The sequence below is a fragment of the Streptomyces sp. NPDC096152 genome (assembly GCF_044763235.1).
GTDB lineage: Bacteria > Actinomycetota > Actinomycetes > Streptomycetales > Streptomycetaceae > Streptomyces.
This window is the reverse complement of sequence record NZ_JBIWFW010000008.1, coordinates 214,486-241,060: the sequence shown is the minus strand read 5'-3', so window position 1 is coordinate 241,060 and position 26,575 is coordinate 214,486. Positions and strand designations below refer to the sequence as shown.

26 protein-coding genes are annotated in these 26,575 nt (G+C 70.7%); 3 read left to right on the top strand and 23 right to left on the bottom strand.

Features of this window, described 5'->3' with window-relative positions:
- The first annotated feature begins 8 nt into the window (after nt 1-8).
- The gene (locus ACIQ9G_RS26950) at nt 9-962 is read left to right on the top strand and encodes an RluA family pseudouridine synthase (RefSeq protein ID WP_403614314.1); all 954 of its coding nucleotides are present in this window, start codon (nt 9-11) and stop codon (nt 960-962) included.
- On the opposite strand, the gene ACIQ9G_RS26945 is transcribed toward ACIQ9G_RS26950, so the two are convergent.
- The 16 genes from ACIQ9G_RS26945 to ACIQ9G_RS26870 form a co-directional block, all read right to left on the bottom strand.
- Entirely contained in the window at nt 956-2,569 is a 1,614-nt protein-coding gene (locus tag ACIQ9G_RS26945; RefSeq protein WP_403614311.1) for a cytochrome P450, read from the bottom strand. The two genes, ACIQ9G_RS26950 and ACIQ9G_RS26945, sit on opposite strands and share 7 nt — an antisense overlap.
- Nucleotides 2,570-2,812: 243 nt before the next feature.
- Nucleotides 2,813-3,433 carry a GTP-binding protein gene (locus ACIQ9G_RS26940; protein ID WP_403614309.1) on the bottom strand — a complete coding sequence of 207 codons (621 nt, stop codon included), beginning with the start codon at nt 3,431-3,433 and terminating at the stop codon, nt 2,813-2,815.
- Complete coding sequence (locus tag ACIQ9G_RS26935) at nt 3,414-3,818, bottom strand: DUF742 domain-containing protein (protein WP_403614307.1); 405 nt, start codon at nt 3,816-3,818, stop codon at nt 3,414-3,416. The genes ACIQ9G_RS26940 and ACIQ9G_RS26935 overlap by 20 nt, the downstream gene beginning before the upstream one ends.
- Nucleotides 3,815-4,222: a roadblock/LC7 domain-containing protein gene (locus ACIQ9G_RS26930; RefSeq protein WP_356190000.1), complete on the bottom strand. Its 408-nt coding sequence runs from the start codon at nt 4,220-4,222 to the stop codon at nt 3,815-3,817. Before ACIQ9G_RS26930 ends, ACIQ9G_RS26935 begins: the two co-directional genes overlap by 4 nt.
- On the bottom strand, nt 4,219-5,832 hold the full coding sequence (locus tag ACIQ9G_RS26925) for a sensor histidine kinase (protein ID WP_403614304.1): 1,614 nt from the start codon (nt 5,830-5,832) through the stop codon (nt 4,219-4,221). Before ACIQ9G_RS26925 ends, ACIQ9G_RS26930 begins: the two co-directional genes overlap by 4 nt.
- A 409-nt stretch (nt 5,833-6,241) precedes the next feature.
- Nucleotides 6,242-9,094 (bottom strand): DEAD/DEAH box helicase, encoded by a 2,853-nt coding sequence (locus ACIQ9G_RS26920; protein ID WP_403614302.1) that lies wholly within the window; start codon nt 9,092-9,094, stop codon nt 6,242-6,244.
- Between the two features lie 106 nt (nt 9,095-9,200).
- Nucleotides 9,201-10,145 carry a twin-arginine translocase subunit TatC gene (tatC, locus tag ACIQ9G_RS26915; RefSeq protein ID WP_403614299.1) on the bottom strand — a complete coding sequence of 315 codons (945 nt, stop codon included), beginning with the start codon at nt 10,143-10,145 and terminating at the stop codon, nt 9,201-9,203.
- Nucleotides 10,146-10,192: 47 nt separating this feature from the next.
- Complete coding sequence (tatA, locus tag ACIQ9G_RS26910; protein ID WP_403614297.1) at nt 10,193-10,468, bottom strand: Sec-independent protein translocase subunit TatA; 276 nt, start codon at nt 10,466-10,468, stop codon at nt 10,193-10,195.
- A 304-nt stretch (nt 10,469-10,772) separates the two neighbouring features.
- Complete coding sequence (locus ACIQ9G_RS26905) at nt 10,773-10,967, bottom strand: hypothetical protein (protein ID WP_403614294.1); 195 nt, start codon at nt 10,965-10,967, stop codon at nt 10,773-10,775.
- A 9-nt stretch (nt 10,968-10,976) separates the two neighbouring features.
- On the bottom strand, nt 10,977-11,291 hold the full coding sequence (locus ACIQ9G_RS26900; RefSeq protein WP_403614292.1) for a hypothetical protein: 315 nt from the start codon (nt 11,289-11,291) through the stop codon (nt 10,977-10,979).
- On the bottom strand, nt 11,288-12,367 hold the full coding sequence (locus ACIQ9G_RS26895) for a helix-turn-helix transcriptional regulator (protein ID WP_403614289.1): 1,080 nt from the start codon (nt 12,365-12,367) through the stop codon (nt 11,288-11,290). Before ACIQ9G_RS26895 ends, ACIQ9G_RS26900 begins: the two co-directional genes overlap by 4 nt.
- Nucleotides 12,368-12,385: 18 nt before the next feature.
- Nucleotides 12,386-13,363, bottom strand: coding sequence for a helix-turn-helix transcriptional regulator (locus ACIQ9G_RS26890; protein ID WP_403614286.1), 978 nt, complete (start codon nt 13,361-13,363; stop codon nt 12,386-12,388).
- Between the two features lie 135 nt (nt 13,364-13,498).
- Nucleotides 13,499-13,870: an FKBP-type peptidyl-prolyl cis-trans isomerase gene (locus ACIQ9G_RS26885; protein WP_403614284.1), complete on the bottom strand. Its 372-nt coding sequence runs from the start codon at nt 13,868-13,870 to the stop codon at nt 13,499-13,501.
- A gap of 91 nt (nt 13,871-13,961) precedes the next feature.
- Nucleotides 13,962-14,969: an FKBP-type peptidyl-prolyl cis-trans isomerase gene (locus ACIQ9G_RS26880; protein ID WP_403614281.1), complete on the bottom strand. Its 1,008-nt coding sequence runs from the start codon at nt 14,967-14,969 to the stop codon at nt 13,962-13,964.
- 211 nt (nt 14,970-15,180) lie between these two features.
- Nucleotides 15,181-16,542 (bottom strand): Pup--protein ligase, encoded by a 1,362-nt coding sequence (gene pafA / locus ACIQ9G_RS26875; RefSeq protein WP_403614278.1) that lies wholly within the window; start codon nt 16,540-16,542, stop codon nt 15,181-15,183.
- 9 nt (nt 16,543-16,551) lie between these two features.
- Complete coding sequence (locus ACIQ9G_RS26870; protein WP_403614275.1) at nt 16,552-17,811, bottom strand: MFS transporter; 1,260 nt, start codon at nt 17,809-17,811, stop codon at nt 16,552-16,554.
- Between the two features lie 125 nt (nt 17,812-17,936).
- Here ACIQ9G_RS26870 and ACIQ9G_RS26865 point away from each other — a divergent pair, with 125 nt between their 5' ends.
- Complete coding sequence (locus tag ACIQ9G_RS26865) at nt 17,937-18,953, top strand: LacI family DNA-binding transcriptional regulator (protein WP_403614272.1); 1,017 nt, start codon at nt 17,937-17,939, stop codon at nt 18,951-18,953.
- Nucleotides 18,954-19,099: 146 nt separating this feature from the next.
- On the opposite strand, the gene prcA is transcribed toward ACIQ9G_RS26865, so the two are convergent.
- From prcA to arc, 6 genes are all read right to left on the bottom strand, one after another.
- Nucleotides 19,100-19,852: a proteasome subunit alpha gene (gene prcA / locus ACIQ9G_RS26860; RefSeq protein WP_403614269.1), complete on the bottom strand. Its 753-nt coding sequence runs from the start codon at nt 19,850-19,852 to the stop codon at nt 19,100-19,102.
- A gap of 59 nt (nt 19,853-19,911) precedes the next feature.
- Nucleotides 19,912-20,757 (bottom strand): proteasome subunit beta, encoded by an 846-nt coding sequence (gene prcB, locus ACIQ9G_RS26855; protein WP_403614267.1) that lies wholly within the window; start codon nt 20,755-20,757, stop codon nt 19,912-19,914.
- Complete coding sequence (locus tag ACIQ9G_RS26850) at nt 20,709-21,314, bottom strand: endonuclease VII domain-containing protein (protein ID WP_403614265.1); 606 nt, start codon at nt 21,312-21,314, stop codon at nt 20,709-20,711. Before ACIQ9G_RS26850 ends, prcB begins: the two co-directional genes overlap by 49 nt.
- A 49-nt stretch (nt 21,315-21,363) precedes the next feature.
- Complete coding sequence (locus ACIQ9G_RS26845) at nt 21,364-21,582, bottom strand: ubiquitin-like protein Pup (RefSeq protein ID WP_121888496.1); 219 nt, start codon at nt 21,580-21,582, stop codon at nt 21,364-21,366.
- Nucleotides 21,583-21,771: 189 nt separating this feature from the next.
- Entirely contained in the window at nt 21,772-23,283 is a 1,512-nt protein-coding gene (gene dop / locus ACIQ9G_RS26840; RefSeq protein ID WP_403614262.1) for a depupylase/deamidase Dop, read from the bottom strand.
- 233 nt (nt 23,284-23,516) lie between these two features.
- On the bottom strand, nt 23,517-25,283 hold the full coding sequence (gene arc / locus ACIQ9G_RS26835; RefSeq protein ID WP_356189955.1) for a proteasome ATPase: 1,767 nt from the start codon (nt 25,281-25,283) through the stop codon (nt 23,517-23,519).
- Between the two features lie 250 nt (nt 25,284-25,533).
- On the opposite strand from arc, the gene ACIQ9G_RS26830 reads away from it, so the two are divergent.
- Complete coding sequence (locus tag ACIQ9G_RS26830) at nt 25,534-25,833, top strand: ferredoxin (RefSeq protein WP_403614258.1); 300 nt, start codon at nt 25,534-25,536, stop codon at nt 25,831-25,833.
- Between the two features lie 59 nt (nt 25,834-25,892).
- On the opposite strand, the gene ACIQ9G_RS26825 is transcribed toward ACIQ9G_RS26830, so the two are convergent.
- Nucleotides 25,893-26,468: a hypothetical protein gene (locus tag ACIQ9G_RS26825; protein WP_403614255.1), complete on the bottom strand. Its 576-nt coding sequence runs from the start codon at nt 26,466-26,468 to the stop codon at nt 25,893-25,895.
- Between the last annotated feature and the right edge of the window lie 107 nt (nt 26,469-26,575).

Genomic DNA, 26,575 nt, shown 5'->3' with positions numbered 1-26,575 from the left:
GGGCCGTGATGCGACGCAAGACCCCGACTCCGCCCCCGCCCCTGCCCCAGCGCGACGGCGTGGACCCCGTGCGGGTGCGGCTGCCCGGGGAGGGCGCCTGGGCCACGGTGCGCAAGCACCTGGTGGAGCGGCTGTCGGGCGCCGGGCCCGGGGTGGTCGACGCGATGTTCGAAGCGGGGCGGATCGTCGGAGCCGACGGGCGGGCCGTCGCGCCCGACGCGGCCTACCGGCCGGGGATGTTCGTCTGGTTCCACCGGGATCTCCCCGACGAGGTGCCGGTGCCGTTCCCGCTGGAGGTCGTCCACCGCGACGAGCACATCGTCGTCGTGGACAAGCCGCACTTCCTCGCCACCACCCCCCGCGGCGGCCATGTCACCGAGACCGCGCTGGCGCGGCTGCGGCGCGAGCTGGGCATCCCCACGCTGACGGCCGCGCACCGGCTGGACCGGCTCACGGCCGGCCTGGTGCTGTTCACCGTCCGGCCCGGGGAACGCGGCGCGTACCAGACGCTGTTCGGCGACCGGCGGGTGCGCAAGGAGTACGAGGCCGTCGCCCCGTACGACCCCGGGCTCGCCCTGCCGCGCACGGTGCGCAGCCGGATCGTGAAGGAGCGCGGGGTGCTCACCGCCCGCGAGGTGGCGGGCGAGGTGAACGCGGTGACCCGTGTGGAGCTGACGGAGCACCGCGCGGACGGCCTCGCGCGCTACCGGCTGCTGCCCACGACCGGGCAGACCCACCAACTGCGGGTGCACCTGGACGCGTTGGGCGTGCCGATCCTCGGCGACCCGCTCTACCCGGTGGTGACCGGCCCCGTGCCGCCCGGTGACTTCCGGCGGCCGCTGCAACTGCTGGCGCGGACGCTGGAGTTCACCGATCCGGTCACGGGGCGGGAGCACCGGTTCGACAGCGGGCGCACGCTCGGGGCCTGGTCCTCCCCCGGCACGTGGGCGGCCGGTCAGTAGCCGCGCCACCAGCGCAGCAGGCGCCGCCAGGCCCCCTGCGGGCGGGCCGGCACGGCGGGTTCACCGGCCGGCACGGGCCCGGGCCGCGGCGGTGCGGTCTCCCCCGGTGCGGACGGCGCACCCTCCCACGCGGACGGCGCACCCTCACGTCCGGACAACGCACCCTCCCGTACGGGCGACGCCGAGGGCGCGGCCGACGTGACCGCCCACCGGGACGACGCCGACGGTTCGGTCGACGGTGTCGCGGACGCCGGGCGGTCGGTGCCGACCTCCCAGGCGGCGCGCTGCTGCGGAACCGTGGCCGGGTTGAGGCTCGGCTTCGCCGTCACGTCCTGCGGCGGCCGCGGCGTGAACCGCACCGGCAGCTCCACCAGGTGCTGGGAGGCGATGGACTCGGTCCAGCGCAACTCCTCCTCGTCGCAGTCGAGCTGGATGTCCGGCAGCCTCATCAGCAGCGCGTCCACGCCGACGTCGGCGATGGCGCGCCCGATGTCCTGGCCGGGACACTCGTGCGGGCCGCCGCCGAAGGCGAGGTGCGAGCGGTTGCCCTGCATGTCGGCGTCCAGGTCGGGGCGTACCCGGGGATCGACGTTGCCCGGCGCGATGCCGAAGAGCAGTCCGTCGCCCCGGCGGATGCGCTGCCCTCCGAGTTCCGTCTCCTGCTTGGCGAAGTAGCCGAGGACGGTGCTGAACGGCGGCTCGTCCCACAGGGACTGCTCCACCGCCTGTGGCACCGTCATCTGCCCGCCGTTGAGCTGGGCGCGGAAGCCCGGCTCGGTGAGCACCCGGCGCAGCACGTTGGCGAGGAGGTTGGCGGTCGCCTCGTAGGCGGCGATGAGCACCACCCGCAGGTGCTGGCCGATCTCGTCGTCGGTGAGGGCGGCCGGGTGGCCGATGAGGTGGCTGGTGAAGTCGTCCTCGGGCCGGGCCCGGCGGCGGGCGGCGAGGCGCAGCAGGCAGTCCATGATGTACTGATTGCTGGCGATCGCGGTCTCGGTGCCCTTGAGCATGTCGCGGGCGGCATGCACGATGCGGTCGTTGTACTCCTCGGGCATCCCGAGGACCTGGCACATCACCGCCATGGGCAGGTGCTCGGCGAACTCGTCGACGAGGTCGGCCCGGCCCTCCTCGCAGAAACGGTTGACGAGGCGCTGGCTGGAGCGGCCGATGTGGCGGCGCAGACCGCGGTGGTCGATGGTGGCCATGGCGCCGGTGACCGCGCCGCGCAGCCGCTTGTGCTCGTCGCCCTCGGCGTGCGAGCAGATGGGCTGCCAGGCGATGTGCGGCATGAGCGGGTGGTCGGGCTTGACCATGCCCTCCCTGAGCGGGGTCCAGATACGGCTGTCCCGGGTGAACTGGGAGGGCGTGCGCACCATGTGCAGGTTCTCGGCGTGGCCGAGGACCACCCACATCGGCACGTCGTCGTGGAGCAGCACCGGCGCCACGGCGCCGTACCGCTTGCGGAGTCGGTCGTACAGCGCCGTCAGGTCCTGTGCCTCGTGCAGCCGGTGCAGTCCCCCGGGCCCGACGCCGTGCGCGGGGCAGCCGGGGGGCGGATCGAGGGTGAGGTCGTCCGGTCCGGTCGGGGAGTGGGGTTCAGGCGTCACAGTGGTCGCTTTCGGACGGGAGTGAGTGCGGAGTGTGGGACTGGGGCCTCTCTTTCGGATCTTGCCGGGGGCCGCGGGGCCTGGCACGCACGTCTGCGGCGTTGTCGTCGGTCGCCGACGCTCCGCGTCGACTCCCTCCTCCGCCTTGCAGCCGCACGCACCAGACCCCGCTCGGGCGCCTCGAAAGGCACCGTCACCCGGAGCCGACCAGATCCGAAAGAAAGACCCTCGCCGCGGCGGGCGTCAGGTGAGCGAGCCCGTCATGGCGAGCGAGTGCAGGAAGCGCATCAGGGTCATCAGGACGTCGCGGCTGGAGGCCCGGCGGCGGACGTCGCACTCGACGATGGGGATCTCCGGGGACAGGTCGAGTGCCGTGCGCAGCTCCTGGAGCGGGTAACGGGGCGCGTCCGGGAAGGAGTTGACGGCGACGACGAAGGGCACGCCGCGCTCCTCCAGACGCCCTATGACGTCGAAGCTGACCTCCAGGCGGCGGGTGTCCACGAGCACGACCGCACCGAGCGCGCCTTCGAACAGGCCGTTCCACAGGAACCAGAAGCGCTGCTGCCCGGGGGTGCCGAAGAGGTACAGCACCAGCTGGTCGGTGATGCTGATGCGGCCGAAGTCCATCGCCACGGTGGTGGCGGTCTTGGAGTCGGAGCCGTAGTTGTCGTCGACGCCGATGCCGGCCTGCGTCATGGTCTCCTCGGTGGTCAGCGGCCTGATCTCGCTGACCGAGCCGACCATGGTGGTCTTGCCGACCCCGAACCCGCCGACCACCACGATCTTCACCGCGGCCTGGGCCGTGTGCGGCAGGTGGTCCTCGGTCCGTGGTCCCGGGACGGTGTCAGAGTCTTTGAAGTCCATGCATCACCGCTTCGAGGAGGGAACGGTCGGCTACGGCCTGGCGGACGATCGGGGCGCGTGCCTGAACCAGTTCGGCCGTGAGCAGCTCGGTGAGCAGGACCGTCATCGCGCTGAACGGCAGGTGGAGATAGGCCGAGAGCTCGGCCACGGACAGGGGGGCCGCGCAGAGCCGGAGCACCGTCGCCTGCTCGGGGGTGGCGGACGGGGGCGGATCGGCGCGGGCCACGATCAGGGTCACCAGGTCCAGGGCGGCACGGGCACCGTCCTCGTCCGCGCCGGCCACCACGTACAGGCGCTCGGGGTTCTTCTCCTCGCCCTGCTTGGCGGGTTCGGGGGGCGGCGGTTCGTGCCGGGGGTAGCGCCTCTGGCGTCGCGGAGGAGTCATACGGTCTGCCCGTTGCGCCGGGGCGGACTGGTCAGATGGGCGCCGATGCGGACCACGAGGTCCCGCATCCGGGCGCTCATCAGGCCGGGTTCGGTCCGGATGTCGGCGAGCACCGCGAGGTAGGCGTTGGCGCCTGCGGACATCAGGTAGAAGTAGCCGCCGTTGATCTCGATGATGACCAGCTTCATCCGGCCGTCGCTGTCGGGGATCTCGACGGCGACGGCGCCGGCGAGGCTCTGCAGTCCCGCGCAGGCCGCGGCGACCCGGTCGGCCGCGTCCGGTTCGCCGCCGTAGCGGGCGATGCGCAGGCCGTCGGCCGAGAGGACCACGATCATCTCGATGCCGGGTACGCCGTCGTGGAGCTCCTTGAGCATCCAGTCGAAGTTCGCTCGCTGCTGGATCACTTGAGGTCCCCCTCGTCGTCGGCCTCGGCGCGGGCCGGTCGGTCGATCAGATGGGTGAAGGCGGTCGGGTCCTGCGTGAACGCGGTGGGGTCGGGCCCGGGGTTGTCCTTCCTGAGGCCGTCCCAGAAGGCCTCGACCCACAGGCCCGGTTCGGGCTCCTTCTCGTCGGTCTTCGGCTCCGGCTCCGGCGTGGACCACACGGAGCGGCCCTCCTGTTCGGCGCGCTCGGCGGCGACCTGCTCGGCGATGCGCTGGCTCAGGGGGGTCTTGACCCGGCTGCGGCGCTGCGGAAGGCCGCCCGGCGTCCATTCGGTGACCTCGGGGACGTCGTCCTCCAGGGACACCGCGGCGGGGAGGCGCGGACTGGTGGGGCGGCGCCGCTTGGGGGCGCGCTTGGGCCCCTCCACCGTGCCCTCGGTGGGCTTGGGGATGGCGGTGGCGCCGATGCCGTGGGCGAGTCCGGGGGCGGGCTCGTTGGTCATCATGTCGCTCGGCACGACCAGGACGGCGCGGACACCGCCGTACGCGGAGGCCCGCAGCGACACCTGCATCTTGTACGTCGTGCACAGCCGGCCCACGACGGCCAGGCCCAGGCGGGGGCTCTCGCCGACGTCCTGCAGGTCCATGCCGGCCTTGGCGCGCTCCAGCATGTTCTCGACCCGGGCGCGGGCCTCCTCGGTGAGGCTGACGCCGCCGTCCTCGATCTCGATGGCGACGCCGGTCTGCACCTCGATCGCGGTGACGTGCACCTTGGTCTGCGGGGGCGAGTAGCGGGTGGCGTTGTCGAGGAGCTCGGCGGCGGCGTGGATGACGGGCTCGACGTGGGTGCCCTTGATGTTGACCTTGGCGATGGAGTGCAGCTCGATGCGGCGGTACTCCAGGATCCGGGACATGGCGCCGCGCAGCACGCTGTAGAGGGTGACCGGGTTGGGCCACTGACGGCCGGGGCGGCCGCCGCCGAGGACGGAGACGGAGTCGGCGAGGCGGCCGATCAGCGCGGTGCCGTGGTCGATGCGCAGCAGGTCGTCGAAGACCTCGGGGCTGCGCCCGTGGTCCTCCTCCATCTCCCGCAGTTCCTTGGCCTGCTGGTGGACGATGGCCTGTACGCGCCGGGCGATGCTGACGAAGGAACGCGAGGTGGAGTCGCGCAGGGCCTCTTCCTGGTCGACGATGTCGAGGATGGACCGCACCACCGTGCGCTGCGACTCGGGGATCTGCCGCCACTCGGGATGGTCGTCGACGACGTCGAGCATGACCTCCCGGGGGGAGTTGCCGGAGCGCAGGTAGTGGACCGCGGTGGGGATGATCTCCGATCCGAGGCGGACGATCTCCTGGTCGTGGGCGGCCAGGCGCCGCTCCAGACGCGCGGTGTGGCGGGCGTGTTCCGCCCGCTGTTCCCGGATGGTGCGGCCGCGGCGCACCGCTTCGGCCGCGGTGGCGAGTACCAGCAGGGTGGCGACGGCGCCGAGGACGCCGACGGCGAGGCGGGCCGGCCCCGCCACCAGGGCGACGGCGGCCCCGGTCGCCGCCGCCATCAGTATGGCGGGCGGCAACAGCACACGGAGGAAGGGAAGTTCACGGTCACCAGGGGGTGATTGGACACTCACCATGTAAGCCCTCTGAGACGATTCGGCTGGGTTTCGGGGGAGCTTGCTACGGGGTACGTCATGGAAATGTCTGGAACATCGGCAGATTTGGGAACAAGCGCACGAATACATCTCAACTCGGTGCGCCGCGGGCGAGCTTAGTCCGACCGGATCATCGCCATGTCATATTCAGCAAGCGCCTGAATCGGCATGTGGCACAGGAGTACGCTCAGGTCGTTTACACGCTCGGCCCGCTCTCGCACACGGAGTGTCACGGCGTACGGACGTGCGAACGCAACTCACCGTCAAGAGTGAACGAGCGCTTCCAGATCACCGACGCCCGTAACCTCGCCCCGCCGGGGCGGCACAGCACACAGACGGGTGCGGGGTGCGCGAACGGTCTCGCGCACCCCGCACCCGTCGAACGTACGTCTCACCCCACGGACGAGTACGCCACCACTCCCCGCAGCAACTGCTCGACGGCCTTGCGCGCGTTCTTCGTGACGGTCGAGTCCTCCGCGGGGGCCGCCGCGGCGATCTGCCCCAGTACGTCGATGACCTGCTTGCACCAGCGCACGAAGTCGCCCGCGGGCATCTCCACCTCGCGCAGCACCTCGTCCAGGCCCTTGCCGGAGGCCCACATGTAGGCGGCCCAGGCGAAGCCGAGGTCGGGCTCGCGCTGGCCCACGCCCTCGGCCTGGTTGATGCGGAAATCCTCCTCCAGGGCGTCCAGACGCCCCCAGATCCGCACCATCTCGCCGAGCGCCGCCTTCGCGTTGCCCGAGGGCACCTTGGGCGTCATCGCGTCGTCGCTGATCCGCGCCTCGTACACCAACGCCGAGACGCAGGCGGCGAGTTCGGCCGGCCCGAGGCCCTCCCAGACCCGCTCGCGCAGGCACTCACTGGCGAGCAGGTCGAGTTCGCCGTAGAGCCGGGCGAGCCGCTTGCCGTGCTCGGTCACCTCGTCACCCCGCAGGTAGCCGAGCTCGGTCAGCAGCGCGACGATGCGGTCGAAGGTGCGCGCGATGGTGTTCGTCCGGCCCTCGATGCGGTGCTCCAGCTGCTTGGTGTCACGCATCAGCCGGTGGTAGCGCTCGGCCCAGCGGGCGTGGTCCTCGCGGTCGTTGCAGCCGTGGCAGGGGTGGGCGCGGAGCGCGGTGCGCAGCCGGGCGATCTCACGGTCGTCGGCCGCCTGCGAGCGCCGCTTGCGCTGCCGCTCCGGCGCGATGTGCCCGGCCTTGGTGCGCAGCGCGGAGGCCAGGTCCCGGCGGGACTGCGGCGAGCGCGGGTTGAAGGACTTCGGGATCCGCATCCGCTCCAGCGGCTCGACCGGGACCGGGAAGTCCATGGACGCCAGCCGCTTGACCTGGCGCTCGGCGGTCAGCACCAGCGGGCGCGGGCCGTCGTGGTACTCGAGGCCCCGGTGGCCGTTGGTACGGCCCGCGGGCAGTCCCGGGTCCAGGACCAGCGCCAGGCCCGCGTACTTGCCGGTGGGGACGTGGATGACGTCACCGGGCTTGAGCTTCTCCAGGGCGACGGCGGCCTCGGCGCGCCGCTGACTCGCGCCCTGCCGGGCCAGCTCGGTCTCCCGGTCCTTCAGCTCGCGGCGCAGCCGCGCGTACTCCTCGAAGTCGCCGAGGTGGCAGGTCATGGAGGCCTTGTAGCCGTCCAGGCCCTCCTCGTTGCGCTGCACCTGCCGGGAGATTCCGACCACCGACTTGTCGGCCTGGAACTGCGCGAACGACGTCTCCAGCAGCTCGCGCGAGCGGTGCCGGCCGAACTGCTCGACCAGGTTGACCGCCATGTTGTACGACGGTTTGAAGCTGGAGCGCAGCGGATACGTCCGCGTGCCGGCGAGTCCGGCCAGGTGCTCGGGGCTCATGCCGCGCTGCCACAGCACCACCGCGTGGCCCTCGACATCGATGCCACGCCTGCCTGCCCGGCCGGTGAGCTGCGTGTACTCGCCGGGGGTGATGTCGGCGTGCTGCTCGCCGTTCCACTTGACGAGCTTCTCCAGCACCACCGAGCGGGCGGGCATGTTGATGCCGAGCGCGAGGGTCTCGGTGGCGAAGACGGCCTTGACCAGGCCGCGCACGAACAGCTCCTCGACGACCTCCTTGAAGGTCGGCAGCATGCCCGCGTGGTGGGCGGCGATGCCGCGCTCCAGGCCCTCCAGCCACTCGTAGTAGCCGAGGACGTGCAGGTCCTCCGACGGGATGGAGGCGGTGCGCTCCTCGACGAGCGCGCGCACCTCCTGCCGCGCCTCCTCGTCGTTGAGCCGCAGGCCCGCGTACATGCACTGCTGGACGGCGGACTCGCAGGCGGCCCGGCTGAAGATGAACGTGATCGCGGGCAGCAGCCCCTCGGCGTCTAGCCGCTCGATGACCTCGGGGCGGCCCGGCGTCCACACCCGGGAGCGCTGCCTGCGCTCGCGCTCACGGTCGGCCTCGCGCATGGCGCGGCCGCGCCGGCGGTCCTGGTAGGACGGTCGGCTGGCCTCCATGCGGGCCATGCGTGTGAGGTCCGGGTTGACGGCCTTGCGGTGGCCCTCGCCCTCCTCGAACAGGTCGTACATCCGGCGTCCGGCGAGCACGTGCTGGAACAGCGGCACGGGGCGGTGCTCGGAGACGATCACCTCGGTGTCACCGCGGACGGTGTCCAGCCAGTCGCCGAACTCCTCCGCGTTGGACACGGTCGCCGACAGCGACACCAGGGTCACGGACTCGGGGAGGTGGATGATCACTTCCTCCCACACGGCGCCGCGGAAGCGGTCGGAGAGGTAGTGCACCTCGTCCATGACCACGTAGCCGAGGCCGAGGAGGGTCTGGGAGCCGGCGTACAGCATGTTCCGGAGCACCTCGGTGGTCATCACGACCACCGGGGCGTCGGAGTTCACGCTGTTGTCGCCGGTGAGTAGGCCGACCTTGCCGCTGCCGTAGCGGCGGCACAGGTCGGAGTACTTCTGGTTGGACAGCGCCTTGATGGGTGTCGTGTAGAAGCACTTCTTGCCCTGCTGGAGGGCGAGGTGGACGGCGAACTCGCCCACGATCGTCTTGCCGGAGCCGGTGGGCGCGGCGACCAGCACGCCCTTGCCCGCCTCGAGGGCCTGGCAGGCCTCGATCTGGAACGGATCGAGGCCGAAGTCGTACATCTCGCGGAAGCCCGCGAGCGCGGTGGCCTGCTCGGCAGCGCGCCTGCGTGCTGCCGCGTACCGCTCGGCCGGTGAGAGATCCTCTGTCATCGTGCTTTCGAGCGTACCGGGCCGCACTGACAACAGGACGATCATTATCCGGATCGGTCACGCCCGGGTCCGCGAACGCGAAGGCCCCGGTCCGCGCGGACCGGGGCCCCTCTCACCCGCTTCACACCCTCGCGCCCGCGGCGGGCGGCACTCAGGTGACGTCGTCGTAGCCGTTGACCCGCTCCGCGGTCGCCTGCTCGGGCAGCACGCGGCCGGCGCCGACCGGTTCGATCTCGCCGATGTCCGTCGGTGTGAGGTCCAGTTCGGAGGCCTCGTCGTCGCCCGGTCCCTCGGCCTCGCGCCGCTGCCTGCGCCTGTCGTTCATCAGGGCGAACCCGGTGGCCAGGAAGTACAGCAGGACGATGGGGGCCGCCAGGGACAGCATGGAGATCGGGTCGACGGTGGGCGTGGCGAAGGCCGCGAAGACCGTGACCCCGAGGACCATGCCCCGCCACCAGCCGAGCATCCTGCGCCCGGTGACGATCCCGGTGAGGTTCAGCATCACCAGCAGCAGCGGCAGCTCGAAGGAGAGCCCGAAGACGATCACCATGCGGGTGACCAGGTCCAGCAGATCGTCGAGCGGCAGGAGGTTGACCGCCCCGGCGGGGGTGAAGTCGATCAGGACGCTGGCCGCCGCGGGGAGCACGTGGTACGAGAACCAGGCGCCCGCCATGAACAGGGGGAAGCCGGCCCCGACGAACGCCAGCGAGTACCGCTTCTCGTGCTTGTGCAGGCCGGGCGCGACGAAGGCCCACAGCTGGTACAGCCAGACCGGGCTCGCGATGACGACACCCGCCGTCAGCGCGACCTTGATCATCAGCGTGAACGGACCGAGCAGGCCCTCCACGGTGATGTTTCCGCAGGCGCCCTTGTCCTGCTGGGCCAGCTCCATGAACGACTTGGAGCATCCCACCGAGTGCTGGACGGGCTCGGTGAGGAGATTGATGATGTCCCGGTAGTAGAAGGCGGCCACGACCGCGCCGACCACGATGGCCAGCACTGCCTTCGCGAGCCGGTTGCGCAGCTCACGAAGATGGTCCGCGAGGGGCATCCGCCCCTCCGGATCCCTGTCCTTCTTGCGGGCAGACTTGGGCAACCCACGTCCTCATCTCGTGCGGCGGGCCGGAGGAGTCCGGCCCAGCGTCAGCGCTTGGTCGTGTCCGTCGGCTCGTTGACCGGGCGCGAGCTCGCCACGTCGCCGGGAGCGGCCTGGATGGTGCGCTGCGAGGGAGGCTGCTCGTCGCCGGACGCGGGGGCGGAGGTGTTGCCGTCCTCCTTCATCGCCTTGGCCTCGCTCTTGAGGATCCGGGCGGACTTGCCGAGCGAGCGCGCCATGTCCGGAAGCTTCTTCGCGCCGAACAGCAGCACGATGACGACGAGGATGAGAATGATCTCGGGGGCTCCGAGCCTTCCGAACATAAGTCTTTACCTTCTCACCGAGGCGGCTGGGTGGGGGTGCTGTCCGACCGGTCGGACGCATCTGTGATCGATCGTTCCTGCCAGCGATCGTAACGCTCAGGGGTGAACGCGAGGCAATCCCCGTGCGTACTCCCGTCCACGGCCCGGGCCTCGTTCACCGGGCTGCGATCAGCAGAGTACCTGTCCGGGCGCACTGCATAACAGGGCGAGGTGGCGCAAACAGCGCGCCGGGGCGGACTCACACTGCTTTCTTGACCGGCGCCGCGGCGAACCCTGCGACCGCCGGCGCGGGGACGCCGCACGGTCACAGCGACTCCGCGGACCGGGCCGTGCTCACGGCCGACCGCTCCAGGTCCTCGGCCGCCCGGTTGATGCGGCGCGCGGACTCCGAGACCTGCCTGCCGAGACGCTGCGCCTCGACGAAGACCCGGACGGCGAGCACGCCGAGCACGGCGAGACCCAGGAAACCCGCGGCTACCGCGAACATCGGCCAGAACATGGTCCGAGCCTAGACCGTGGAGTGCAGCCGCAGCGTCCTGACCCCGCCGCCGGTGAGGAGCTCGACGATCCGCTCACCGGCCGGCTTGCGGACCCCGGCGCCGCAGTCGGGACAGGTGAAGGAGTAGAAGGTGGTGCGGCTGCTGGCGCCGATGGCCAGGCGCAGCGAGCTCGCGGCGAGTTCGAAGCATCCCCGGCAGTCGGGGCAGCCCGCCCGGAAGACCACCGGGGCCACGCTTCTCATCCCGGCGAAGGCGGCCGCCACCGACATGTCCCGCACGCCGCGCACATCCCGCACTCCGGACGACGTCGCCGACTCGCTCAAAGCCCCAGCTCCTGCCTGTCGTACCACCCGTCTGCCCCGTCGTGGGCCGGGTGCGCCCCGCCGGGTTCCGGCGCCGCGCCGGCCGCGCCGGCCTCCACGCCGTCGTACGCCGCCAGGGCCTCGCGCGCCGCCTGCCGGGCGCTGTCGGCCAGCTCGGGCGGAGCGACGATCCGGCCGTCGCGCCCGAGGCGCAGCGCCAGGCGTCTGAGCGACGCCGGCTCGGGGGTGCGCAGAGTGATACGCAGTCCGCCGTCGGGAAGCTCATCGGCGCTGTCGTGCGGGTAGTACTCGGCGACCCAGCGGCCTCCCGGGCCGGTCTCGACGACGACCTCGGGGTCCTCGGCGGCGGGCTGGACCAGCGCCTCGGACAGGTCGCGCAGTTCCATCTCGGGCGGCGCGGACGGCTCGTCGAGGATCCTGATCTCGGCGACCCGGTCGAGCCGGAAGGTGCGGCGCGCCTCGGAGCGGCGGCACCAGGCCTCCACGTACGTGTGGCCGACGCTGACCAGGCGGATGGGGTCGATCTCGCGCTCGGTGACCTCGTCCCGCGCGGGCGAGTAGTAGCGGATCCACAGACGGCGGCGCTCGGAGATCGCCCGGTCGACGTCGGCGAAGACACCGCCCTCGGACTCGAAGGTCACCGACAGCCGGGAGCTGGCCCCGGCCGCCTCGCCGGCCGCGGTCTCCACCTTGGCGGTCGCCCGCAGCAGCGCCTGCCGGTCGCTCTCGCGCAGGCCGGGCAGGGTCGCCACGGCGCGGGCGGCGACCAGCAGTGCGGTGGCCTCGTCGGCGGCCAGCCGCAGCGGCTCGGCCGCGTCCGCCCCGAGGGCCGCGGGGTTGTGCCACCAGATGCGCTCGCCGTCGGTGTCGATGTCGAGCAGGTCGCCGCCGCGGAAGCTGGTGCCGCACATGGGCAGCACGTCGAGGTCGGAGACCAGTTCGTCCTCGGTGATGCCGAAGGCGCGCGCGACGTCCTCGATCCGGGCGCCGGGACGCTCCCGGAGATACGTCACCAGCGAGAGCATCCGCCGGGTCTGGTCGATGGCGTTCGTGGGCCTGACCGGTTTGCCTGCCACGTGATCTTCCGCTCCCCCTCAGCCCTTGGCCACGGCACGCAGCCGGTCCACCACGTCGGCCCGCAGCTCGGCCGGCTCCAGCACCACCACGTCCGGACCGAACTCGACCAGCCAGGCGTCCAGCCCGTGCCCGTACGGAATCTCCAACTCGTCCCAGCCGTCGCCGAGTTCCCGCACCGAGGTGGCTTTCGCCCGAAGGGGGTACCCCGCACCCGGGCGCAGCCGGATCCGCGCGGAGCGGTCGGCGATCTCGCCCGCCCAGCCCGCCACCGTCTCGCGGACCGTGACGACGTCCGGCACCGGGGCGGTGAAGCCGGCCCCGCGGGTGCGCACCCGGCCGGTGATCCGGGACAGCCGGAAGACCCGCTCGGCACCGCGGTCGCGGTCCCACCCGGCCAGGTACCAGTGGCCACGCCAGCACTCCAGCGCCCAGGGCTCGACGAGCCGGGGCTCGGGGTGCGCGGCGGTGGCCTTGCGGTAGTCGAAGACGACCGGGCGCCGGTCCCGGCAGGCGAGCATCAGTGGCTCGAAGGCGGCCTCGTGCACCGGGATGCGCGGCTCCAGGGCGCCGTGGGCCTCGTAGGGGTCGACCTCCTCGGGCAGTCCGGCGGCGCGCAGCTTCTGCAGGGCGCCGCTGGCCGCGCCGGCGAGGCGGGCCTGCTGCCAGACCTTGGCGGCCAGGCCGAGGGCGGCGGCCTCCTCGGCGTCGAGGGTGATGGGCGGCAGGCGGTTGCTGTCGCGGCGGGCCAGATAGCCCACCTCGCCGTCGAGGCCCTCGACGGTCTCGATGACCAGCCCGAGTTCGCGCAGGTCGTCCTTGTCGCGCTCGAACATGCGGTTGAAGGAGTCGTCGCTGCCGGACGTGCCCCGCTCCGGCCCGAACGTCTCCACGTAGGCCTCGATGGACTCGCGCAGCTCGCGCTTGCTGAGCGGCCGCCGCGTCCCCAGCAGACACAGCGCCAGGTTCATCAGCCGCTCGGCCTTGGCAATGGCCATCGACGCCCTTCGCCTCCCTATGGTGCTTACGACCGTCGACCGTACCGCTCCGGAGGGCGGTGACAAAAGCCGAGGGCCCATGCCCGACCAGGCATGGGCCCCAGGTGATCGCATCCGGTCGGACCGGGCGGCCGATCAGACGCCGAGCAGGTCCACGACGAAGATCAGGGTCTCACCGGGCTTGATCGCCGGCGTGGGGCTCTGGTCGCCGTAGGCGAGGTGGGCCGGGATGGTCAGCTGACGACGGCCGCCGACCTTCATGCCCTGCACGCCCCGGTCCCAGCCCTGGATCACGCGGCCCGCGCCCAGCGGGAAGCGGAAGGGGGCACCCCGGTTCCAGCTGGCGTCGAACTCCTCGCCGGTGCTGAAGGCGACGCCCACGTAGTGGACGGTGACGGTCTGACCCGCCTGCGCCTCGGGCCCGTCGCCCTCCCAGATGTCCTTGATCTCGAGGTCCGCCGGGGGCTCGCCGCCCGGGAAGTCGATCTCGGGCTTGTCGATGCTCACGTCTTTCGCTCCTGCTCATCTACTACAAGGCAACGGACAGTCTTTCATCCCCGGCGCCCTCCCGCCCGCGGCGGGCGGGCGCGCCGCGGCGTCACATCTTGGCGAGAATGTCCACCGAGAACACCAGCGTGGAGTCCTTCTTGATGCCGCTGTTCGGCGGCGGGTTCTCCCCGTACCCCAGGGACGGCGGGATGACGATCAGGACCCGGCTGCCGACCTTCTTGCCGGTCAGGCCCTGGGCCCAGCCCTTGACGACCTGCTGGAGGGAGAACGACGTCAGCTCGTGCCTGCCGTACGTCGAGTCGAACTCCTTGCCCGAGTCCCACAACACGCCCTTGTACTGGACGAGCACCGTGTTGTCGGCGGCGACCTCCTCGCCGTCGCCCTCGATGACGTACTCGGCGACCAGCTTCTTCGGCGCGGGCTTCTTGGGGACGTCGACGGAAGGGGCCTGGCCGTCGGTGTTGGTGCCCACCTTGGGCAGGGCAGCGTCGCTCTGCGGGACGTCCTTGCCCTTGGCCGAGCTCTTGGCGTTGAAGGTGTCCACCACGTCGACGACGAAGACCAGCGTGTCGGTGCCCTTGATGCCCGCCTGCGGGTTGCCCTGCTTGCCGTAACCCCAGGTGGGAGGCACCGCCATCTCCACACGGCTGCCGACCTTCTTGCCGGCCAGGCCGTAGCGCCAGCCGTCGATGATCGTGCCCTGGGAGAGCTTGATGAGCAGCGGCGTCTTGCGGTCGTAGGAGTTGTCGAAGACCTTGGCCGTGGCCCAGACCTGGCCCAGGTAGTTCGCCTGGACGTAGTCGCCCTCCGCGACGGGGCGGCCGCCGCCCGCGACGACCGTCTTGACCGCGAGGTCCTTCGAGGGCTCGCCACTGCCCTTGGCCACAGTCGGCTTCTCGCCGAACTTCGCGCCCGCGGTGATCGCCGGCAGCGGACCGGAGACGATCTTCGGCGACGGCGCGGCGGACGGCGCCGAGGCCGACGCGGAGGGCGACGCGCTGTCGCTCGCCTTGCCCGAATCGGCCTTGTCGTTGCCGCATGCGGCCAGCGTGACCAGTCCCGCGGGTACGGAAAGAAGAAGTGAGCGTCGGCGCACGGTGGGGGCCTCGTAATCGGTCGATCCTGTGGATGGCGTGCGCGCCACCTTACTGATCCACCGGCGCCCATGCGGGTTACGGCCCGCTCGAGTCTCCGCCGGGGGCCCGGGGGTTGTCCCCCGGACCAGCACCGTCGGCGTGAGAAGGGCGCCGCACGTGAAACGTACGGCGCCCGTGTGACGTTCCTGCGACCGGCCGGGAACTCGCCCCTCACATACCGGCGATCAGCTTCTCCACCCGGTCGTCCACCGAACGGAACGGGTCCTTGCACAGGACCGTCCGCTGGGCCTGGTCGTTGAGCTTGAGGTGCACCCAGTCGACGGTGAAGTCCCGCCGCTGCTCCTGGGCCCGCCGGATGAAGTCGCCGCGCAGCCGCGCCCGAGTGGTCTGCGGCGGCACCGACTTGCCCTCGAAGATCTTCAAGTCGTTGCAGATCCGGGCCGCTTGGCCCTTCCTCTCCAGCAGGTAGTACAGGCCACGACGGCGGTGGATGTCGTGGTACGCGAGGTCTATCTGGGCGACCCGCGGGTGGGACATGGTCATGTTGTGCTTGGCCCGGTACCGCTCGATGAGCTTGTACTTCATCACCCAGTCGATCTCGGTGCCGATGCGGTCGAGGTCCTCGGTCTCGATCGCGTCCAGCGTGCGGCCCCACAGCTCCAGGACCTGCGCGACCGTACCGGTGCGGATGCCGCGGCGGTCGCAGAAGTCCACCGCCTTCTCGTAGTACTCGCGCTGCACCTCCAGCGCCGAGGCCTCCCGGCCGCTGGCCAGGCGCACCTTGCGGCGGCCGGTGATGTCGTGGCTGACCTCGCGGATCGCCCGGATCGGGTTCTCCAGCGTCAGGTCGCGCATCACGGTGCCCGCCTCGATCATGCGCAGCACCAGGTCGGTGGCGCCGACCTTCAGCAGCATCGTCGTCTCGGACATGTTCGAGTCGCCGACGATCACATGCAGCCGGCGGTAGCGCTCCGCGTCCGCGTGCGGCTCGTCACGCGTGTTGATGATGGGCCGCGAGCGGGTCGTCGCCGAGGAGACGCCCTCCCAGATGTGCTCGGCCCGCTGGCTGACGCAGTACACGGCCCCGCGCGGCGTCTGCAGGACCTTCCCCGCCCCGCACAGCAGCTGCCTCGTGACCAGGAACGGGATGAGGATGTCCGCGAGGCGCGAGAACTCCCCGTGCCGGGCCACCAGATAGTTCTCGTGGCAGCCGTAGGAGTTTCCCGCCGAATCGGTGTTGTTCTTGAAAAGGTAGACGTCGCCCGCGATTCCCTCCTCGTGCAGGCGTCGCTCCGCGTCCACCAGGAGTCCCTCGAGAATGCGCTCGCCGGCCTTGTCGTGGGTGACCAGTTCGGTCACGTTGTCACATTCGGGTGTCGCGTATTCCGGATGTGACCCCACGTCGAGATAGAGCCGGGCGCCGTTTCGCAGAAAGACATTGCTGCTTCGGCCCCATGACACGACACGGCGGAAGAGGTACCGCGCCACCTCGTCAGGCGACAGGCGGCGCTGTCCCCTGAACGTGCACGTGACGCCGTACTCGTTCTCCAGCCCGAAAATGCGGCGGTCCATGAGGGAACATTACGCCCGATCACCCGAGCTGAAACGGGGTTCGACGGCACGATTTGGATCATTTTCCGATGAAGCCGCAACGACCGCCCGTCCGGCGGGAGCTGCGAGGACCCCTCCGGTGGCCAGCAGAACCAGCAGCGACACCGCCCCCGCCGCCCCCGGCACGGCGAAGCCCCACAGGGCACCACCCGCCTGGACCACCGGGCCCGCGACCCCCGTTCCCACCGAGGCACCCACGGTGAACGTCGTCACCAGCCAGGAGAACGCCTCCGTGACCGTCCCGCCCGGCGCGTGCCGGTCCACGATGACGAAGGCGCAGGCGATGCAGGGCGCCAGGAACACCCCGGACAACGCCGCCAGCAGCACCATGGCCACCACGCCCGGCATCAGCGCCAGCGGCAGATAACACACCGCCAGAAGGGCGACCAGCACCCGCAGTCGCCGCTCCGGCGCCCCGGCCCACTGCCGCGCCCCGTAGACGGTGCCGCCGAGCAGCGCGCCCAGACCCAGCGCCGCCATCAGCCAGCCGTACACCGCGTCCCCGCCGTGCCCGTCCGCGTAGGGCACCGCGGCGACCGTGATGGAGCCCAGCGCGAGACCGACGAACAGGAACGCGCCGAGCAGGACCAGCAGGCCGGGCGAGCGCAGCGCGCCCAGCCAGTGTGCCTCGCGGGGCGCCGAGCGCCAGGCCCGCGAGGGCGGCGAGAGGACCACCGAGAGCGCCCCCAGGACCCCGACGACCTGCAGCACCACCAGCGCGGCCGCCGCCGACCACAGCGACACGCACAGCGTCACCAGCAGGGGGCCGACGGTGAACATGACCTCCTGGGCCACCGCGTCCATGGCGTACGCGGTGTGCACCTGGTCCTCCCGGCTCAGCACACTCGGCCACAGGGCCCGCAGACCGCCCTCCAGCGGCGGCGTGAAGAGCCCGGCGGCCGCCACGGCCGCGCACGCCAGGGCGGGCGGCTCGGTGCCGGCCAGGGCGAACACGGTCATCGCCAGGGCCGACGCGAGCGCGGCCGGCAACTGGACGCGGGGCTGACCGTGCAGGTCGACCAGACGCCCGAGCACGGGCTGCCCCACCGCGTTGGCCACGCCGTACACGGCCGCCAGCGCCCCGGCCAGGCTGTACGTGCCACCCTCGGCACGCACGAACAGCACGATCGCGATGGCCGCGGTGGCGTTGGGCAGGCGCCCCACGAGCGTGCCGGTCAGCAGCCGGGCCGCGTGCCTCGCCCTGAGGATCTCCAGGTAGCCCGTGGCCATCGCCCCGCCCTTCACCGGCTCGTCCGAGACGCTTCGCAGGCCTCGATGGAGTGTTACGTATAACGCCCGTCGTCATACGTACCATGTGCGCTGTTCACACGTCCAGACGAAGGAGCACGCCCCCGGTGGCACGAGGTAGCACGCGCCCGACCAGCCGTGACGTCGCCCGGGCCGCCGGGGTCTCCCAGGCCGCCGTCTCACTCGTCCTCGGCGACAAATGGCGCGGCCGGGTCTCCGAGACCACCGCCGAACGGGTACGCCGGGCCGCCGCCGACCTCGGCTACCGGCCCAACCTCGCCGCCCGCAACCTGCGCCTCGGCCGCACCCGCACGGTCCTGCTCGTCGTCCCCGCCCTCACCACCGAATTCTTCGCCGGCGTCTACACCGGCGCCGCCCGCGTCGCCGCCGAACACGGCTTCGGCGTGGTCCTCTACCCCTCCCCCGAAGGCATCGGCCCCGCCAGGAACCCCTTCGCCTCCGCCCAGGCCGCCCTGGACGGCGTGCTCGCCTCCTCCATGGCCGCCGACGCCCTCACCGCCATCCGCGGCGACCAGCTCCCCCTGGTCATGCTCGACAGCGACCCGGAGGGCAGCCTCGGCGCCGCCACCGTGAACCTCGACATCGCCGACGGAATGCGCCAGATCGCCGAACACCTGCTCGGCCTCGGCCACCGGCGCTTCCTGCACCTGGCGGCCGACGTACCGTCCTGGACCTTCGAGGTACGCGCCCGGGAACTCGCCACACGCGCCGCCGCGGTCCCGGGCACCTCGATCCACACCACCCGAGCCCCCATCTCCATCGAGGGCGCCCGGGCCGCCGCCGAGGCCGCGCTCGGCCTGCCCGGCCCCCGCCCCACCGCCCTGGTCTGCGACGACGACAAGCTCGCCGCCGGCGCCTACAAGGCACTGCGCCGCCTCGGCCTGCGCGTCCCGGACGACATCTCCGTCACCGGCGTCGACGACCTCGCCCTCGCCACCGCCCTCGACCCCGAGCTCACCACCGTACGGCTGGACGCGGAACTCTTCGGCGAACGCGGGATGCGCGCCCTGCTGGCCGTCCTGGAGGGCCGCACACCCGAAGGCGGGGACATCCCCGTGGAACTGGTGGTACGGGCCTCCACAGCCCCGCCGGGCGCCCCCTGAGAGCCATGTCTCCTCAGCCCCCTACCCCCGAGAGCCCTGAGCCCCTCCTGCGGCGCCCCGCGCCCCGCCTCCCCCAGGCCCCCGGCACACCGGTGCCCCGGCCGTGACCCCGGCCGGGGCACCAGACGAACCAGACCGCCAGACGGTCACTCCTCCTCGGAGTCCGCCTCCTCGCCACTCTCCGCACCCGCCGCCGCGCCGTCCGCCCCCAGCAGCCGCGAAAGCTGCCGGCCGACGATACGCCGGAACTTGCGCTTCTGCGGCCGCGTACGGTCAAGCACCGCCACCTCCAGACGCTCCGCGGGAATCTCCCGCTCGCTGCCGTTGGTGTCGCGCGACAGAGCCTGCACCGCCAGCTTCAGCGCCTCGGCCAGCGACATGCCGTCCCGGTGCCGCTGGTCCAGATAACTGCTGATCTGCTCGGCGTTACCGCCCACCGCCACCGAGCCGTGCTCGTCCACGATCGACCCGTCGTGCGGCAGCCGGTAGATCTGGTCGCCCTCCGGGGTCTCCCCCACCTCGGCGACCACCAGCTCCACCTCGTACGGCTTCTCCGCCGCGCTGGAGAAGATCGTGCCCAGCGTCTGGGCGTAGACGTTGGCCAGGCCGCGCGCGGTCACGTCGTCCCGGTCGTAGGTGTAGCCGCGCAGGTCGGCGTAGCGGACCCCGCCGATGCGCAGGTTCTCGTACTCGTTGTACTTGCCGGCGGCCGCGAAGCCGATCCGGTCGTAGATCTCGCTGAACTTGTGCAGCGCACGGGACGGATTCTCACCGACGAACACGATGCCGTCGGAGTACTGCAGCACGACCAGGCTGCGGCCACGGGCGATGCCCTTGCGGGCGTACTCCGCCCGGTCGGCCATGGCCTGCTGAGGTGAGACATAGAACGGCGTCGACACCGGTTATCCGTCCCTTTCTGTCGAAGTCACTGGATCCCCTGGACAAGAACCGCCGCGGACTACAGCAGCGCGGCCCGCGGGCCGTCGGGCTGCTCCAGCCGCCGCTCCAGCACCGCACGGGCGATCTCCGAGCACTCGTCCTCGGAGAGCCGGCGGAAACCGTCCTCGGTGATCACGGTGACGATCGGGTAGATCCGGCGGGCGACATCGGGACCACCGGTCGCCGAGTCGTCGTCTGCCGCGTCGTACAGGGCCTGGACCACCAGCGTGGTGGCCTGGTCCTCGCTCAGGTCGTCGCGGAAGAGCTTCTTCATGGCACCGCGCGCGAAGATCGAGCCGGAACCCGTGGCCGCGTAGCCGTGCTCCTCGGAGCGGCCGCCCGTCACGTCGTAGGAGAAGATGCGGCCCTTGTCGCGGTCCAGGTCGAACCCGGCGAAGAGCGGGACCACGGCCAGGCCCTGCATGGCCATGCCGAGGTTGGAACGGATCATGGTCGACAGCCGGTTCGCCTTGCCCTCCAGCGACAGCTGCGTGCCCTCGACCTTCTCGAAGTGCTCCAGCTCCAGCTGGAACAGCTTCACCATCTCCACGGCCAGACCCGCCGTACCGGCGATGCCCACCGCCGAGTACTCGTCCGCCGGGAAGACCTTCTCGATGTCGCGCTGCGCGATGACGTTGCCCATGGTGGCCCGGCGGTCACCGGCCAGCACGACGCCCCCCGGGAACGTCACGGCCACGATGGTCGTGCCGTGCGGCGCCTCGATCACGCCCTGCACCGGCGGCAGCTGCCGCTTGCCCGGCAGCAGCTCCGGCTGGTGCTCGGACAGGAAGTCCATGAAGGACGAGGACCCAGGCGTCAGGAAGGCAGCTGGTAGACGCCCGGTGCTACGAGTGTTGGCTTCCACGCGTTTCCTTCCACGTATGCAGCAGCCCGCCTTATGGCATCGGGCCGATCCTTGAACTGCCCCAGTGCGGCGTTGCAGCTGAAGCACAGTACGCCACGGACCCTACCCGTCAGATGGCAGTGATCCACATGCTCGGGGAGAGCCGAAAGACAGATACAGCAGACGCCGCCCTGGGCGGCGATCAACTCGTCACGCTCGGCTTCGGTGAGGCCGTAATGACGCTTCAGGTGACCCTGCCGCCCCTGGACCGCTCGGCACGCCTTGCATCGCGTCGAGAGCCCGTCGGACGCCGTGGCGTTGCGGTGCCACTCACTGTGCGGCTTGATGTCACCGCACGTCCGGCAGAGCTTGTGTCCGGCCGGGACATCCACCTTTTCCCGGACGGGCTTCCCCATGGCCTCCCGGCGGCGCCGGTAGTGCGCGGCGCTGTATTCCGCCACGCACTCCCGGCAGTGCACCTGGAGGCCGTCGCGCCGATTCCTGTCCCGCGCAAACGCCGCGGGAGGCAGATCCCGCCCGCACTTCGCGCAGCGCTTCGCGTTCGGCTCCTCAGCCACTCAACTCCCCCGCAACCTTCACTTCGAAGGCGAAGTGACGAATTTGCCTTTACTCGCCGCCTTTTTGCACGAATGAGCGCACGAAATCCTCGGCATTTTCCTCGAGTACGTCATCGATTTCATCGAGGACGGAGTCCACGTCGTCGCTCAGCTTCTCGTGGCGCTCCTTGAGGTCGTCCGTGGCCTGCGCGTCCTGCGCCTGCTCCTCGACCTCCTCCGTGGAACGCGTCGCCTTCTGCTGGCCGCCGCCGGTGTCCTTGGTTGCCATATCCCTCACCCCGCTCAGTTCGCCCGACATGGTCGACGGGTCGGCATTCCTGCCGATCGGTGATGATCAGACCCTACAAGCCGGGTCCGACATCGGCCCCGCAGTTTCTCCAACGTACGGGGGCCATCTCGATGATTCCCTCGCGCCGGGGTTTCCACCCCGGTCGGCCCGCCCGGCCCGGGTACCCGCTCAGCCGCCGGACAGGACCCTGACCAGGTCCTCCGCGGTGCGGCAGCGGTCCAGGAGCTCCTTGACGTGATTTCGCGTTCCGCGAAGCGGTTCCAGGGTTGGGACGCGCTGGAGCGAGTCCCGGCCCGGCAGGTCGAAGATCACCGAGTCCCAGGAGGCCGCGGCGACGTCGTCGGCGTACTGCTCCAGGCAGCGTCCGCGGAAGTACGCGCGGGTGTCCTCCGGCGGCGTGGTGCGGGCCCGGTCGACCTCGGTCTCGTCCAGCAGCCGCTTCATGCGGCCACGGGCCGCCAGACGGTTGTAGAGGCCCTTCTCGGGGCGTACGTCGGCGTACTGGAGGTCGACGAGGTGGAGCCGGGCGGCGTCCCAGTCGAGGCCGTCGCGGCGCCGGTAGCCCTCCATGAGCTCCCGCTTGGCGACCCAGTCCAGCTCGCCGGCCAGGCTCATGGGGTCGTTCTCCAGGCGGTTGAGGGTGTCCTCCCAGCGGGAGAGGACGTCCTTGGTCTGGTCGTCGGCGTCCGCGCCGAACCGCTCCTCCACGTACTTGCGCGACAGTTCGTAGTACTCCATCTGGAGCTGGACCGCGGTCAGGGTGCGGCCGCTGCGGAGCGTGATCAGGCGCTGCAGGCTCGGGTCGTGGGAGACCTGGTGGAGGGTGCGTACGGGCTGGTCGACGGCGAGGTCGACGGCGATGAAGCCGTCCTCGATCATGGACAGGACCAGGGCGGTCGTGCCCAGCTTGAGGTAGGTGGAGATCTCCGAGAGGTTGGCGTCGCCGATGATCACGTGGAGGCGGCGGTACTTCTCGGCGTCGGCGTGGGGCTCGTCGCGGGTGTTGATGATCGGGCGCTTGAGCGTGGTCTCCAGGCCGACCTCGACCTCGAAGTAGTCGGCGCGCTGGCTGAGCTGGAAGCCGTGTTCGTGGCCGTCCTGGCCGATGCCGACGCGGCCGGCGCCCGCGAAGACCTGGCGGGAGACGAAGAAGGGCGTCAGGTGGCGCACGATGTCCGAGAAGGCGGTCTCGCGCTTCATCAGGTAGTTCTCGTGCGTGCCGTAGGAGGCGCCCTTGTTGTCGGTGTTGTTCTTGTAGAGGTGGATCGGCTGGGCGCCGGGCAGCTGGGCGGCCCGTTCGGCGGCCTCCGCCATGATCCGTTCGCCGGCCTTGTCCCAGAGGACGGCGTCCCGGGGGTTGGTGACCTCGGGAGCGCTGTACTCGGGGTGGGCGTGGTCGACGTAGAGCCGGGCGCCGTTGGTGAGGATCACGTTGGCGAGGCCGATGTCCTCGTCGGTGAGCTGGCTGGAGTCGGCGGCCTCGCGGGCGAGGTCGAAGCCTCGCGCGTCCCGGAGCGGATTCTCCTCCTCGAAGTCCCAGCGGGCCCGCCGCGCCCGGTGCATCGCCGCCGCGTAGGCGTTGACGATCTGGGACGAGGTGAGCATGGCATTGGCGTTGGGGTGGCCGGGGACGGAGATCCCGTACTCCGTCTCGATGCCCATTACTCGCCGTACGGTCATGCGGCCCTCCTTGCCCGGCGGAACCCTCGGTCGTGGGTGCCGCTCAGATACCGCTGGTGCCCAGGTGCCTGTGCGGTGCCCGTCCCCGCACTGCGCGACCGGGCGGTACGAAAGAGCCTAGAACGCCTCTGCGCTGGTGGGGAGATCATTTGCGTCATTGCCTGCTCCAGCCGTGGCCCGAAAAACAGGTCGGCTGCGGGTACCCGCCGAGGGCACCCGCAGCCACCCCGCTTTTACAGGTACTGACCGGTGTTCGCCACCGTGTCGATGGAGCGTCCGGTGTCCGCGCCCTGCTTTCCGGTGATGAGGGTGCGGATGTAGACGATCCGCTCGCCCTTCTTTCCGGAGATCCGGGCCCAGTCGTCCGGGTTGGTGGTGTTGGGAAGGTCCTCGTTCTCCTTGAACTCGTCCACGCATGCCTGGAGGAGGTGGGAGACCCGGAGGCCCTTCTGGTTCTTCTCGAGGAAGTCCTTGATGGCCATCTTCTTGGCGCGGCCCACGATGTTCTCGATCATGGCGCCGGAATTGAAGTCCTTGAAGTAGAGGACTTCCTTGTCGCCGTTGGCGTAGGTGACTTCCAGGAAGCGGTTCTCCTCGGATTCGGCGTACATGTGCTCGACCGCGGTCTGGATCATGTTCTGGACCGTGCTGTCCTTGGCACCGCCGTGTTCCGCGAGGTCGTCCGCGTGCAGGGGCAGACGCTCGGTGAGGTACTTCCCGAAGATGTCCTTGGCCGCCTCGGCGTCCGGACGCTCGATCTTGATCTTCACGTCGAGCCGGCCGGGCCGCAGGATGGCTGGGTCGATCATGTCCTCGCGGTTGGAGGCGCCGATCACGACCACGTTCTGCAGGCCTTCCACGCCGTCGATCTCGGCGAGCAGCTGCGGGACGATGGTGTTCTCCACGTCCGAGCTGACGCCGGAGCCGCGGGTGCGGAAGAGGGACTCCATCTCGTCGAAGAAGACGATGACGGGGGTGCCCTCGCTGGCCTTCTCCCGTGCGCGCTGGAAGACGAGGCGGATCTGCCGCTCGGTCTCGCCGACGTACTTGTTCAGGAGCTCGGGGCCCTTGATGTTGAGGAAGAAGCTCTTGCCTGCGGCCTGGCCGGTGACCTCGGCGACCTTCTTGGCCAGCGAGTTCGCGACGGCTTTGGCGATGAGCGTCTTGCCGCATCCGGGGGGCCCGTAGAGGAGGACGCCCTTGGGCGGCCGCAGCTCGTGCTCCTTGAACAGGTCCGGGTAGAGGTACGGGAGCTCGACGGCGTCGCGGATGGCCTCGATCTGGTTCCCGAGACCGCCGATCTGCTCGTAGCCGATGTCCGGCACCTCTTCGAGGACGAGCTCCTCGACCTCGCTCTTGGGCACGACCTCGTAGACGTAGCCCGACCTGGGTTCGAGCAGCAGGGCGTCGCCGGGGCGGATGGTGACGTCCAGCAGCGGTTCGGCGAGCCGCACCACCCGTTCCTCGTCGGTGTGCCCGAGCACCAGGGCGCGCTCGCCGTCCTCGAGGATCTCCTTGAGGGTGACGATGTCGCCGACGCGCTCGAACTCCATGGCGTCGACCACGTTGAGCGCTTCGTTGAGCATGACCTCCTGGCCGCGCCGGAGCTCGTCGAGGTCGACGCTGGGGCTGACGTTCACCCGGAGCTTGCGGCCGCCGGTGAAGATGTCGGCCGTGCCGTCCTCGTTCGCCTGCAGGAAGACGCCGAAGCCGGCGGGCGGCTGGGCGAGCCGGTCGACCTCTTCCTTGAGGGCCACGATCTGGTCGCGGGCCTCGCGGAGCGTGTTCGCCAGCCGTTCGTTCTGCGCGGACACGCCGGCCAGGTTGGTCTGCAGCTCGACGATCCGCTCTTCGAGAATCCTCGTGTGTCGCGGAGAGTCGGCGAGCTTGCGGCGCAGGACGGCGATCTCCTGCTCAAGGTAGGCGATCTGCCCGGCCGGGTCGTCGGACCCGCGTCCCGGGCGGATGCCGCGGTTAATGTCGTCGTCGTGGGCTGCCACGGTCCTCACCTCCTCCAAGGGGAGCTGGACGCTTCCAGACCCTACCTGGGTGGGTGTCGATTGAAACCCCTAGATCACAAAGACTGTAGGGGTGTGTCCGATCTTCACCCTTGCGCTCTCCCTCACGCCAGGGGAATACCCACCGAACATGATTGGAAAGCGGACGGAGGTAGGGTCGAAGCGTTCAACACCCGCCGGAGCTGGCCGGATTCCCGCAGGGCTCGGCACGAATACGTCAGGAGAGAGAACCGTGCAGCAGCAGGCCCCGGGCAAGGGCGAGGCACTGGAGGTCTGGATCGACCAGGACCTGTGCACCGGCGACGGCATCTGCGCCCAGTACGCACCCGAGGTGTTCGAGCTGGACATCGACGGCCTGGCCTATGTGAAGGGGGCGGACGACGCGCTGCTGCAGGCGCCGGGCGCCGCAACGCCCGTACCGCTGCCGCTTCTCACGGACGTGGTCGACTCGGCCCGGGAGTGCCCGGGCGAGTGCATCCACGTACGGCGGGTTCAGGACAGGGTCGAGGTGTACGGCCCGGACGCGGAGTGACCCTTCGCTTTCCCTGAGTTACGGATGTCTGGTTGCTCACATCCGGGCGGCATATGCGGTCAGACGCCGAGCGCCTGGGAGGGCGTGGAGCGGATGAACGCGCCGTTGCGCCACTGCCATTTCGCGCCGTTCTTCAGGTCGGGGCAGCAACTGGGCACGTCCGGCGAGGAGTAGCCGAGCAGGGTGGCGGTGACCGCGCCGGCGCGCACCGCGAAGTCGGTCACCGTGAGGCGGTCCTTGGGGTCGACGAGGGTGGCGACCACGCGGGGTTTCTTCGCGTCGGCGGCCTGGGTGAGGACGTAGACGCCGTCGGGCGGGGTGCCCATGGGTGCGTCGCAGTGCACCACGGCCACGGTCTCCGGCCTGCCGTCGCCGTCGAGGTCCCCGGAGGCCTTCTTCACCACCACGGCCCGTACGGGTCCGCACTCGACGGGGAAGGTCACGCCCGTGGTGGCGGGTGCCGGGGCGGCGGGGGCGGACTCCGCCCGGGTGCCGGAGGGCTGGGCGGCGGTCGCGGAGGCGGGTTGCAGGACCGAGGACAGGGCGACCACGCCGGCGACCGCGGTGGCGGTGGCGACCCAGTGGATCGGGCGGGTGTGCGTGTGGGCCAGTTCCGGAACGGCGGAGTACTGCACTAGGAGTGTCTCCTGCGAGGGCTGTGCCGGTGGGGGTGGCCTGCATCGTGCCACACGTCACAGTGCGGGGGAACGGCGGGGTGGGTACTCGGAGCCGTTTCGGTGCG